The 12,358-nt window shown below is 60.3% G+C and carries 8 protein-coding genes; 3 read left to right on the top strand and 5 right to left on the bottom strand.

Going from position 1 to position 12,358, the window contains the following annotated elements; translation table 11 throughout:
- Positions 1-188 precede the first annotated feature (188 nt).
- Positions 189-1,544, bottom strand: coding sequence for an oligosaccharide flippase family protein (locus VR74_RS07130; protein WP_299949810.1), 1,356 nt, complete (start codon positions 1,542-1,544; stop codon positions 189-191).
- Between the two features lie 266 nt (positions 1,545-1,810).
- Entirely contained in the window at positions 1,811-3,157 is a 1,347-nt protein-coding gene (locus VR74_RS07125) for a tetratricopeptide repeat protein (RefSeq protein WP_045695492.1), read from the bottom strand.
- A 225-nt stretch (positions 3,158-3,382) separates the two neighbouring features.
- Here VR74_RS07125 and VR74_RS07120 point away from each other — a divergent pair, with 225 nt between their 5' ends.
- The 3 genes from VR74_RS07120 to VR74_RS07110 all read left to right on the top strand — a co-directional run bounded on the left by VR74_RS07120 (position 3,383) and on the right by VR74_RS07110 (position 5,800).
- Positions 3,383-4,009: a TetR/AcrR family transcriptional regulator gene (locus tag VR74_RS07120; RefSeq protein WP_045695491.1), complete on the top strand. Its 627-nt coding sequence runs from the start codon at positions 3,383-3,385 to the stop codon at positions 4,007-4,009.
- Between the two features lie 237 nt (positions 4,010-4,246).
- Entirely contained in the window at positions 4,247-4,690 is a 444-nt protein-coding gene (locus VR74_RS07115) for a hypothetical protein (protein WP_045695489.1), read from the top strand.
- Between the two features lie 126 nt (positions 4,691-4,816).
- Positions 4,817-5,800, top strand: coding sequence for a LysR family transcriptional regulator (locus VR74_RS07110; protein ID WP_045695488.1), 984 nt, complete (start codon positions 4,817-4,819; stop codon positions 5,798-5,800).
- On the opposite strand, the gene VR74_RS20630 is transcribed toward VR74_RS07110, so the two are convergent.
- The 3 genes from VR74_RS20630 to VR74_RS07095 all read right to left on the bottom strand — a co-directional run bounded on the left by VR74_RS20630 (position 5,789) and on the right by VR74_RS07095 (position 12,296).
- Positions 5,789-6,169 (bottom strand): helix-turn-helix transcriptional regulator, encoded by a 381-nt coding sequence (locus VR74_RS20630; RefSeq protein ID WP_299949808.1) that lies wholly within the window; start codon positions 6,167-6,169, stop codon positions 5,789-5,791. The two genes, VR74_RS07110 and VR74_RS20630, sit on opposite strands and share 12 nt — an antisense overlap.
- Before the next feature lie 191 nt (positions 6,170-6,360).
- Positions 6,361-10,467 carry a translocation/assembly module TamB domain-containing protein gene (locus tag VR74_RS07100; RefSeq protein WP_045695486.1) on the bottom strand — a complete coding sequence of 1,369 codons (4,107 nt, stop codon included), beginning with the start codon at positions 10,465-10,467 and terminating at the stop codon, positions 6,361-6,363.
- Positions 10,467-12,296, bottom strand: a complete 1,830-nt coding sequence (locus VR74_RS07095; protein WP_299949806.1) for a BamA/TamA family outer membrane protein — start codon at positions 12,294-12,296, stop codon at positions 10,467-10,469. Before VR74_RS07095 ends, VR74_RS07100 begins: the two co-directional genes overlap by 1 nt.
- Positions 12,297-12,358 lie beyond the last annotated feature (62 nt).

Raw genomic sequence — 12,358 nt, 5'->3', positions numbered from 1 at the left:
TATTGAAGTCACAAGATTGACATGTATCGTCAAGCCAACTGACGCATATTAATGATTAGTCGTCTGTTTTCTTGCCAGATATGCAACAGATTTGACAAATAGGGATGATTTCGCCAGCCAAGGCAAACCATTCAAAATGGATTGGACCCAAATAAAGCGTCGGGGTTTCAACCTATGGCTATTTTTTGTCAGGAAACGCTATCAGTCCTGTCCGTCATGGCCGTGCGATTGGACGAAACGCCCACCTCGCGCCTGAACACGGCATAGAGGCCAGCGACCAACATCACAGAGCTGCAGACCGTGGCCCAGGCTGCACCAATCAGGCCGAGAGCCTGAACCATCCAGATCAGAAGCGCCACATATATTGCCGCGACGATCATCCTGACCATCAGGACCCGACCAGGCCTGCCGAACGCCACCAGTGCCGGCTCAATCGCGACACCGCAAAGCTCGAAGGCGGCCGCAATGGTCAGAACGATCAGGACAGAATATACAAAGAGATAGGCGTCTCCGCCTACCAGTTGCAAGGCGAACTGGCCAAAGGCTACGATGATGCCCACCGCGAGCAGGCCAGCCAGGCCGGCGGCAACCGTAGCGCGCGCGACCACCTGCCTCACCTCTTCGTGGCCAGTCACGGCGAGCTTGGCGAGTTCGGGGTAGACAGACCGGGCGAGAGCGAGGGTCGGCTTGTGCAGTGCGCCTGCCAGTTGTGTGGCAATCTTCAGGCCGCCTGCCGCCACGCTGTCCAGCGCCCAGCCGACGGCCAGCACAGGAAACTGCTTCCAGACGAGGCTCAGGGATGTCGTGAAATTGGTCGCCCAGGCGAATTTCCAGATGTCAGGGTTCTCCTGCACGACCCCCCGCAGCCGCGGGCCTTTTGCTGAAACCCGGCCCGTGCTGCGCCGGCTGACCTCTCGCAGGCTGGCCCACCAGATCGCGGCGGTCGTCACCAGTTCGGCGAGACTCCACGCGACAAGGTAGCCGAGGATCGACGCTCCGGTCATCCAGGCCACCAGCGCGCCCGCGAGGCGCATCGCGGGAAGCACTGTTTCAGCATAGGCTGCGAGGTCGAAGCGGTCGAACAGGCGCAGGATGCCGGTTGGTGTGCCGCGCAGCCCGAACAGGAGCGAGATGCTGAACAGCATGGCCAGCGTCTGCTCGCTATCCGACCAACCGAACTGCGCCCCGATAAGATAGACGCCCGCCACGCCGAGGACTGCCCCGGTTGAGGCGGCCCCGAGGTCAAGAAGGGCCGTGAAGCAGATGACCCGTCCCAGCTTGTCATGTTGACCTGCGGCCACATGCACGGCGCCATAGCGGACGAGAGTCTGCCAGGACTGGAACTGGGCCAGGTTTGAAACGGCCTGGCCGTATGACAGGATCAGCGCAAATACGCCAAACGGCTCCGCGCCCAGACTCCGGGCGGCCAGCGCGAGGTAGACGAGACTGAAAATACCGCCGACGCCCTTGCCAGCCAAAAGCCAGCCGGCATTGCGAATGGCGCGCTTGACGGGCCCCTCACCTTGCCTGGCTTTGATCGTCAACCTGTTGTCCCTTTCACCATGGCCGGGTCCGGCCGGCTCAACGCAGCCAATCGCCACAGACGCATTTAACCAGCGCGCGGACAATGAACCGCAAGACTGCATCGGCAGACCTGATTTATTTATAACACTTTGGCAAGCGCTCTGGGCGTCTCACTAGGGACGGCAGGATCCGACGAGGCGGGATAATACGACACCGGGATTCGCTGTGGCCAACCGGGACAGGGTGGCCGTTTCCAGCCACCCTGTCCTCAGGGACGGCTTCAGGATTAGCCAGCGCGAGCCAGATCGGGCTCACGCGCGATATCCGAAACCCTGAGGGCCAGGCGCCCGGCCCAGGCACTTCGCGGCTTTTGCTGAAGGCGCTCATGCGACAGGGCCTCAGCCACCGGCTTCATCTTGCCCCGGATCGCGGCATGCAGCGCCGTCAACGTCAGAATGTCCCGCTGCGCATGGCTGCCGCCGAAGCGCTGGGCGATGCCGCGCACCCCGAGAATCTGTTCCGCGGCTTTGGCAAAACGTCCCGCCCCGAAATCGGCAAAGCCCTGGGCCAGCGGAAGGCCGATTGCCCGGGTGAGATAGGCGTTGTCACCCTCACACGAAGCAGCACGCTTCATGGATTTCAGGGTCAGCTCAACCAGATCATTCCGGCCCGCCCCGACAAACGCCATCAGTGCGTGCAGGTCGTTGAAGGCATAGTTACCGTCTTCTGCTGCCCGTTCCCATGCAGCGGCGAGCGGCTCGAAGCGGTCGCCAACATCCACGCCTTCGAGCAACAGACGCCAGAGGAGTGAGGACGCGTCGATCCCTTCGAGGAGAACCTGCGAGTCCGGGTTGGGGCGGACCTGCGTATCATACAGGCGCAGCACTTCGTCCGTGTTGCCGGCGTCGAGATACAGAAGCGCAAGATGCCACCAGTTGTGGTAGGCAAAGCCACTTTCCGGGGCCCAGTCTTGCGCAGTGTCTGCGAGCCAGGGAATACCGGCATCGAGATCGCCGCGCATCTCGTTCACATGCGCGACAGCATGGACAGCCCAGCCATCCCGCGGGTCGATTGCCACGGCCTCCTTGCCGTAGTCTTCGGCAAGGGCAAAGTCGCCGCATTCCTCAAATCCGAAAGAGGCCATGCCCATGAGGACGCCATAGCCATCCTCGCCGCGCCGGAACGCACGAAGGGATTGAACCGGTCCGTCTCGCAGCTCTGTTTGCATGCCGAGGAAAAAGCAGCCCGTGTGCGCAAACTGGACCGCAAGCAGATCGCGCGGCATCTCCCGCGCGAGGCTGGCGAGCCGTCGCGTGCCGTCAAGATAGTAGCCGTCAGACCAGTCCCGGGCGGCGGCGAGATGAATTTGGTCGCGGTTCGACAGACGGGAAACGGCGCCTGCACGAAGGCTCTTGTCAACCTCGTCGGCCAGCGCTTTGTCGGTCTGCTGAACAAGCAGACCCGCCCTTGCGGCCCAGGCGCTTCCAAATTCGGGATCTTCAGCCAGTGCAGCGTCGAGCGCGCCGACAGGATCGCCGCGATAGAGACGGATAAGATCGAGGGCTTCGTCATAGTGCGCGACAGCGGCGTGCGAGCTGGTGGAAACAGGGTTTCCATAACGGTCATTCAACATGGCAGGTCTCCTTGATGGGAGCACGGACGAGACATGTCCGGCTTGCATCAAGACCTAAGGCAGGCGGGACAGTGCCGATAGAAGGCGCGTGGTACGGAAACTGAGAAAAAGTTTTTGCATTTATTTCAGCACACTAACGGCTGGCGCCAAGGAATTTCTTGAACTGCACGGCTTCAGGCATCAGATTACCGTACCTTGAGTACTGTACTTGCAGCAGGAAATCCGATGACGATCCAAGTAGCCAGCAAGGGTGAGCAAACACGTCAACGTTTGATGGACATTGCGCAGGTCTCGGTGCTCGCGAAGGGCTTCACCGCAACATCGATTGAAGAGATCATAACCGAGGCCGGCATGACGAAGTCGGGTTTCTTCTATCATTTCAGGGACAAGAACGATCTCGCGAAGGCCCTGGTCCAGCGCTATGTCTCGGACGAAGTCAGCCTCATGGATGAATTGTTCGAACAGGCAGATGACCTCAGCGAGGATTCTCTGCACAGCTTCCTCATCTTCCTGAAACTGCTATCAGACCGGCTCAGCGACCTGCCGAATGGCCATCCGGGCTGCATCGTCGCCTTGTGCTGCTATCAGGAACAGTTGTTCAGTCAGGATGTGCGCGATCTCTGCGCGGGCGGGCATATGACGTGGCGCCGTGTGATCCGGGAGCGTCTCGACCGTATCGCGGCAGATTATCCGCCGAGAATGGATGTCGATTTCGACGCGCTTGCCGACATGTTTTCCGCACTGGTTGATGGCGGCATCATTTTGTCGAGATCGTTGCAGGCGCCGACACTGCTGGGCCAGCAACTGATGCTTTACAGAGGGTTCGTGAGATCAGTGTTCTCAAACGTGTAACAGCTGCGGGCAGTTGGACAACCGGTTGGGAGCGTGCTGCGCACGGGCTCCCGTGGTTGTTGTTGTGGGGCGGTTTTGCGACACGGTATCATCTGATGGCGGGCAAGGCGCCGGTCCAGTTTTTCTTAAACCTCCGTCATGTGGCCGAATCGTAACTGGCTGGCTCGTCGTCACGGACTTATTCTCCAGCCTGCAGATGGCGGGGCCGTTTGGCATGACCATGAATGGAGACAGTCCGTGTTCTATCCAGAAATTCCCACGCGCCTGCGGATGCCCTCGCGCAGAAACCTGCCTCAGTCGGAGGTGACCGCTGAACAGGACGAGATCGTGCGGCTCCTGACCGATCCAGAGACTTTTGGCGGGCGCGAACCGGCCTATTTCGACACGGCGGTGTCTTACCTCGTTGTTGATGGTGTACATCTTTATGTGCTGCGCAAGCCGCTGGACCATGACGGACTCCGGTGTGCGACGGTCGAAGACCGCTGGAACTGGTGTGAAGCGCAATGCATGCGCGGCTTTTCAAGCCTCGGTGCAGTAATGGCGCGTCCTCTGCCCATTGCGCGGCGTGAGGGGCAATTGTTTCTCGGCGGCCCGGGATATATTTGCGACTGGGTGCTCAAGGTCACTTGTCAGTCTGTCGTGGTGGAGCCGGGGTTCATCACTTTGAGAAGAGCCGCGTAGCGCGTGGTATTTAGGCGAGTTGCGCTTTGACTACTCGCCCAATTGATGTGATGACGGCAAACCATGCCCCGTATATACCGTGCCTGACCGAACTCGCGACTGGTCGCAAAGGGCAGGTAATCGGCAATGTCGTCAGAACGTATTGATTGGGACAACCTGCGGGTCTTCAGGATCGTTGCTGAGCTTGGCAGTATGAGCGCAGCCGCGACCCGTCTGGGCGAGTCACCACCAACCGTAGGCCGCAAGATCGACGATCTTGAGAAAGCGCTGAATACACAATTGCTGATCCGTTCGACGCGCGGTGTCGAACTGACCGATGCGGGCAGGATCGCGCTCGGTCACGCGCATGCCATGGCCGAATCCGCAAAGCTGATCAACGAAGAAGCGTCCGACAAAAGTCAGCCGGCGGAAGGCGTGATCACGCTGGGGACCGGCGACGGTCTTGGACCCTATTGGATCGCGCCGCGACTCCCCGGATTCTACGCTGCAAATCCACGCATCCAGATCAAGATGAACGTGGCTCCAGGGGCGCCCGATGTCGAGTCCGGCGAGGCTGACATCGGGATCCAGTTCACGGAGCCGAAGAGCCACGACACCATCTCGCGGCGACTGGGAACGCTCCACTATATCAGCTTCGCTTCGCGCGACTATCTCGACCAGCACGGCGAGCCGGCGAGCGTCTTCGAGTATTTTCGGCACCGGTGCATCCTGCACCAGTCTTATGTGAACCAGATCGAACGCTGGGCGCCGAAAATGTCGGACCTCAAGAAGATGATCAATTTCGCTTTTGTGACCAATTCTGCGAGTTCGATGATCGAGGTCTGCAAGAATGGAGGGGGAATCGCGCTTCTGCCATCATATATCGGCCGCGTCGCGCCGACATTGATTCCGCTCGAACTGCCTGAAGTCGCACCGATCGAATTCTGGCTGACGTATACTGAAAGAGTCTGGCGTCTGCCTCAGGGAAAGATCGTGCTCGACTGGCTGAATGCTATTTTTGAAGCCGAAGATGCGTTCTGGTTCTCTGAGCATTTCATCCATCCCAATCGGGAGGAGCATCGCGAGGAGGCCTTGAAAGCGTTCAAGCCAACTGCACCGTCAGCCGGTTGACAGGGCTTTCAGCACGCGCGCCATGGTCTCAAGTTTTTCTGTGGACTTGGTGCGCTCGATCCAGTCATGGCATTGAGCACGAACCTTCAGGGCCGGGTCCAGCGTGCTCTTGTCGACATCGCTCTCATCTTCGAAGAGATCGGCAATCGGAACGCGCAATGCCTCCGCTACAACAGACAGCATTCCTGCGCTGAGGCGGTTCGTTCCGGTCTCATATTTCTGCAACTGCTGATGGCTGATGCCGAGTTCTGATCCGAGCTCAGCAAGGGTCCGGTTCTGGGCAATCCGAAGGGCGCGAATCTTCCCGCCGACGAGTTGGTCAACCCGGGTGGGCGCGCGGGAACTGGACTGTCGTGGCTCGTGTCTCACATTAAAACCCTTCAACTTTGGTCTATTTCATTTCGCGCTACGGGTGTTTAGGCAATACGCGCACTTATAAAATAATTGAAACGCGAGATGCTTTTGCGGTGCCCATACTGTTGAGGCCGCTATTGAAGGGCGAAAATCGGCCGGACAATAATACCGCTGGTTTCAAACGCAGGATTTCAAGGAATTGGCGACTAATAGTCTTTTTTCCATCTAATGGAGAGTTTGTTCTCGCCAGTCGATGTCGTTTCGGACGTGACCGAAACCTGGTCGACAGGCTCCCATTCCACTTCGACCGAGCTGCCATCAGCGCCGGCGGCGTTCAGTTGAAGGTAGACATCCTTTGCCAGGTACTGGCCGACACCTAGTTCGGCATTGCCGGCTTCATTCGCGCCAATGGACAGGCGGTCGACGCCAAATACGGCCTGCAACTCAGCGGCGGGGTCAAACCCCACACTCCGGCCGCTCAGGCGGGCGATGGACGAGGCCAGTTGCGCAGCTTCCAGTGCGGACAGGTCGATTGAGGAGCGTCCGAAGAGGAGCCGGGAGAGGATTTCGTCCTGCGGCAGGTCAGGTGTGCTCGAAAGTTCAAATACGGGCTGGGTCGGCTTGCCCGAAACTTCGACACGCGCCACAAAGCCATTCACCGAGCGGTCGGCAGAAATGTTGATGCGGGCCGTGTCCAGCGGGCCATCGAACGTGATCGAGCCCGCATCAAAGACGAACGGCCGGCCTGCCAGATCAAGGTCCCCGCGCAGCATGGTCGCCTTGCCACTGAGGTTGACCTTGGAGGCAGTCCCTGTCGCTGTCAGGTCCAGGGCCCATTCGCTGTCCAGCCCGCGGCCGGTCACATAAACACGCCGCGTCGCATCGAAATCGAGATTGAGCTTCAATGATTGACGCAACTGGCTGGGGGCATCGGTCGGATCATCACCGTCACTCCAGCGCACGGCGATGGCCCTGGGGCCGGCAGAAGGCAGGTTGTCCAGCGACACGCGTGCTTCATCCACGATGAGTTTACCCGATAAGAGATGGCCGCTCTTGTCCTGTGACAGGGCGACATTGCCGCTCAGGCGCGCAGTGTCGCCGTTGCGCTCGTAGACCAGAAGGCGAGACAGATCAGCGTTCAGCTGTCCGGCTCCCTGGCCCAGCGTTCCGTCAAGCTGGACGGTTCCATTGCCTGGACTTTTGCCGGATCCATTGAGGCTCAGTGTCCGGTCTGCATAGGAGGAATTGAGTACTATGCCGGTCAGCCGGAGGCCGGTCGCGCCGAGCTCATAGATGCCATTTGAGATTTCCGCATTGCCTGCGACAATCGGCTTGGCAAGCGTTCCGGCAAGTATTGCGCTCGCATCCACGCGTCCACCGATATCGTGACCATAGGCAAGGGCGGCCGAATGAAGGGCGCCCAGGTCTCCGTTAAGCGTTGCGCGGCCAGTGAGAGGCTTTTCGCGGTCAAGGCTCGCAAGCGAGTCCGCTGACGGTTTGACCGGCAGGGCGACATCCGCGACGAGAACGAGGTCGCTGCCATAATTGCTTCTGGCATTGACCTTCATCGAGCTGGCATCAAGACGGCCGGTCAGGTCAAGCGACAGCGATGTCTCCAGACCCGGAACCGGACTTGTCGCCGAGAAGGCAAATGAGCCCGAGGGCGACAGGCCGATGGGGCGGAATTCGCCACGGCCATTCAGCCGCGCATCGATCTCGCCGAGATTGGCCATGGCGAACAAGGCACCGAAATCGACCGCAGTGACGTCGATGGCGAGAAGGGCGGTCTCACCGGTGCCGGACAGCCCGGCTTTCACTTCGCCACCAAGAATGGCAAGGCGGCCATTCAGTTCCGGGCGGTCACCGAGGCGCCAGCTTGCTGGTTCGGGCGTGTTTAAAGATTCGCCGAGAGCTGACCCAGAAACATTGAATGTTCCATTCGGCGCCTCTCCCGACAGGTCGGCCTGACCGGAAAATGTGAAGTCGAACGGGCGGGTCGGAGCATCGCTTCTGAGGCTGGCTATGAAGTCGTATCCATCCTTGTTGTTCTTGATATCAGCCGAGAAAGAATCAAGCTGGATGGCAGCTGGCAATTTTGCGCCGCTTCCCTCGGCATGGGCGACGATCGCGATCGGGTCCTGACCTTCCTTCAGGATGCTGATGTCAGCCCTCAAGCTCTCGACCTGGACGTCGTCAGTCTTCAGGCCGTCACCATCAGCATTCAGCGCGACGACCAGATCCCCGGAATTGCCAATCTCGGCCCGGCCCGAAAGCGCAAGGGGGCCGTATGATCCCACGATTGTCTCTATGAACGTGACGTTGTCCGCGCGTGTCAGGTTTGCGGTCAGCTGCAGGGCCTCACCGACAAACTGCCCGTTGAGTGATAGCGGGCCGGAAACCTGCCCCTTGGCGAGGGTCAGTGTGGCGGTCGTCGCAACGCCGGAAAGGTCGCGAGCGGCGATATTGAACATGCCATCAGAGGACGTGATGCCAATCTCGCGTGTGTTCGACGGGCCGGTAACGGAGACCGTCCCGGCATGCAGGTCGAAACTGTTGCCGCTGACGGAAAGTGGCTTGGATTGCGCAAAGTCGAATTGCAGGGAACTGATGCCACCGATCCGATAGGTGCCGCCGCCATCAAACCTGATGCCGTCGCCAATCACGGACGCTTTGCTGATCCGGATTACTTTGCCGTCAACTGCAAGTGACGCGATGACCTTTGGCGTAGAGCCCATCAGCGGAGCGACGGTATCCGGAAGGCCTGAGAATTCCGCCATGGACAAATCGGTGTCGATCAGCGGCTTGCTCAAAGCGCCCGACAAACGAAATGTCCCGGACGCCCGCCCGCCAAATTCGCCAGGCAAGCTCTGCAAGGCCTGTTCGATGGTACCGCGCAGGCCCACCGTACGGTTTCTTGTTCCCACAGTGCCCGAGGCGGTGACCTTTCCGTTGGGCAGATCGAGCGCAGACGGCTTCAGGGTTAGGATGCCGGTATCACGCTCATACACGCCGCTAGTGACAAGATGCGGCTGGTCACCGATCAGGCGCGACACGCTGTCATTCCTGGCAAAGACGCCATCGCCTGTGAGGTCCGCCTTGAATGGAATTTGCCCGGGCATCAGCGAGACGACAACCGGGCCTTCGAGACGTGAGAAGGGCAGGTCAGCGCCTTCATCCGCCACGAGTTCCGCGGCGCCCGTGTAGGTAGGCACGTCGCCAGAAATCTCGATGTCGCCGTCCAGCTTCAGGTTCGCGGCGATGCCGGTGATGTCCGAGAAGCCGGTGAAGTCGAGATTGATGGCGACTGGACTGGTCAGTGCCCTTGTGTCGGTGTTGGCGGTGCCGCTAGCTGTGAATGCGCCGGATGCCAGTGTCGCCGACAGGTCGAATAGCGTCTCACGCTCGCCGATGTTTGCATCCAGAACAAATCGGGCATTCGTCCCCAACAGCTCTTGCGCGACCTCCGGCAAGGGCAGGAGCGTGCCATCAAGATCGGCATTGGCTGTCAGGCGTCCAGCCACAATCTTTGCCGTCATCGATGCAGCATCACTGCCGGATACTTGCATCAGGAAATAGCCGTCGCCTTCCTCCAGCGTGCCATCCGCCGAGGCCTTGAACTCAGCGTCCTGATCATCCGCCAGGCGCATCAATGTCGCAAAGGTTCCGCCCGCAGGTGCCATGCCGTCTGCGACAAGCTTGATCTGGCCAGCGGCGTCCCGGCGTGCGTCAATCTTGAGCTGGTCGCCAAGCCCTTCCAGTGGGGCAACGTCCAGCCGGGCGCTCATCCCGCCATCGCGATCCGTGAGGAAGGCGCCCGAAACGCTGAACGCGGCGGCGGGTCCGGCCACACCTTCGGAGAGCGACAGTTTGGCGATGTTGAGATCGTCCAGTTCGATGGCCCAGCGGTTGCCACTCCCGCTCTTGCTGGATGATGTCGTCGGCCGCCTGAGAACCGAAATTTCCTCCGCGCTGGCCAGATTGAGGTCGACGGTTCGGGAAAGAAGCGCGCGCGGGGTCCATTTCAGATTAACGTCCCGCGTGTCGAGCCATATGCCGTCTGCGTCTGCGATGGATAATTGTTCCAGGTGCATCTGCCTCAGGGGATCGCCCGTCAGGCCAGACGCCGAAATGCGCCCAAGACTGCCGATCTCGCGGCCATCAATCTGTGACAGGACATAAGCGCGCCCGCTGTCGCTGTTGATCCACAGGCGCAGGCCAAGCGTGGCGGTCAGCAGAAGCAACACGACTGCAAGCGCACCGGAAATGAAGGGGTGGCGACGTATCATGTCGAGTGTGGCGCGGACCATGGTCATCAGAAGGATTGCCCGATCGAGACATAGAACTGGACAGGGTCTTCCCCGTCGCGCCGGTCGAGTGGGGTTGCGATATCGACTCGAATTGGGCCGAAGCCAGGATAATATCGAAAGCCAGCGCCTACGGCTGTGCGCAGCTCACCGAACACGTCGTCGACGTTATTTGCTGCCGCGCCGCTATCGACAAACAGCACGTATCCGCGCCTCTCGCTCCGGCGCCAGCGCAGTTCCGCTGACACGTCGAACAGGCTGCGTCCCCCGACCAGTGCGCCGGTTGAATCCCGGGGGGACAGGCTCTGGTATTCGAACCCGCGAACCGACCCGCCGCCACCGGCAAAGAACAATCGGTCCAGCGGTACAGAATCAGATCCGAAGAAGGCGCCGAACTGGCCCCGCAGGGCGGCGACGAACGGGCCGTCGCTAATCTTGTGATAAGTCGATCCCGACAGAAGCATCCGCGTATATCCAGCGGTCGCGTCGCCGAGTGACAGGCCGGGTTCAACACCCAGAAAGGCCCTGCGCCCCGATTGCGGATCCAGCGGCTCTTTCACTGTCGAGTAGGTTGCGGCGAGCGGGAACGAGATCGTGTAGAGTTCACGGGGGTCGAGAAGTGCGCGAAGACGCAGTTCCTTGGTGCGGGTGGCGTCGATCGACGCCCCGGCCGACAGCGTGAAGTTCTTGTTGAACGGCTGCGAAAGGGCAGCGCCAAACTTGATGCCCTGCAAATCGTAGGCGTCCGTCTCTTCGCCGCGTATGCCGGCCTCGGCGGTCAGTGTGCGTCCGTACCGGCCGATATTGGGGCGGCTATAGGTTGTGGCCAGCTCCCGCGCGAGCGTTGCGACTTCGGCTTGTACACGGAGTGTATCGCCGGCACCGGTAATGTTCCGGCGCTCCCAGAAGGCATCAGCGCCAACACCGTCGGTGGTTGAGGCTGTGACACCCGCACCGATCGAGCGGCGCTTGGCTTCACTCAAGGTAAGATTGACCGGATAGAGACCATCATCGTCAGGTGACGCAGACACTTCCACGCCGATGCCGTCGAACAGGCCGCTGCTGCGCAGCCGCAGTCGAAGTTGGTCAATCTTGTCGGCGGAATAGGGATCCCCCGGCGTCCATGTGCGGAAGACGCGGATCGCATCGGCATCCGTGCTGCCGGTCTCCGTTAATACCATGTCGCCGAGACGTACGAATGGTCCTGGCCGTAAAGCGTAGGTCAGTTCGACGGTCTTGTCCTTGCGCGATGCCAGCACATCAATGCGATCGCTTTCGGCAAAGGCATGACCACGATCCCGCAAGGCACGCACCAGCCGGCGGTCGAGGTCTTCAATGTCTGAGGTCCGGGCCGGGGCTCCGGGTGAAAGCGTTTCTTTCTCCGCATCAAGTCTGGCCTGCAGGGCATCGCCAACCGGTGTGTCGACGTTCACGGTCACGGAAGCGACGCGGAACAGGTCACCCGCCGACACGTCCAGGCGCGGCTTTGTTTCGATCGATTCGACCAGCGCGGGCGACACGTCTGCCGCGAGATAACCCTCGGACGCGAGAAACTCTTCCAGCGTATCCGCCGACGTGCTTGCCCGGTTGCGCGCTTCCAGCACGCTGCGCGGCGCCGCAACATCCGTTTCGAGCACGGTCTTTGCCCTGGCCTCAAGGCCAGCCGGTACGCCATCGACCTCGACAGGCACCTGGCGAGGGCTCGCGCCAATGCCGTTTCCATTGGTTCCGGGAAAATTGGCGCACGCGGTGACCGCTCCCAAAAGGCACACGCCAGTTGCCGGGTGCGTCAGGACGCTGCCGGCTACTGTCGTCAGGCGGGTAAGCCGTTGTGCCATCGAAGAATTTACCATCCGGATCTGAATGCGAGGATTGCGCCAGTTTCCCTAAATGAAGGCTG

The sequence above is a fragment of the Hyphomonas sp. BRH_c22 genome (assembly GCF_000961795.1).
Lineage (GTDB): Bacteria > Pseudomonadota > Alphaproteobacteria > Caulobacterales > Hyphomonadaceae > Hyphomonas.
Note: the sequence above shows the minus strand (reverse complement) of the source record. Positions and strands in the feature narration are given on the sequence as shown.

Bases quoted from the DNA above. Each gene is read 5' to 3' on its own strand.
- VR74_RS07125 (WP_045695492.1), bottom strand. From the start codon at position 3,157: ATGTTGAATGACCGTTATGGAAACCCTGTTTCCACCAGCTCGCACGCC.
- VR74_RS07120 (WP_045695491.1), top strand. From the start codon at position 3,383: ATGACGATCCAAGTAGCCAGCAAGGGTGAGCAAACACGTCAACGTTTG.
- VR74_RS07110 (WP_045695488.1), top strand. From the start codon at position 4,817: ATGTCGTCAGAACGTATTGATTGGGACAACCTGCGGGTCTTCAGGATC.
- VR74_RS07100 (WP_045695486.1), bottom strand. From the start codon at position 10,467: ATGACCATGGTCCGCGCCACACTCGACATGATACGTCGCCACCCCTTC.
- VR74_RS07095 (WP_299949806.1), bottom strand. From the start codon at position 12,296: ATGGCACAACGGCTTACCCGCCTGACGACAGTAGCCGGCAGCGTCCTG.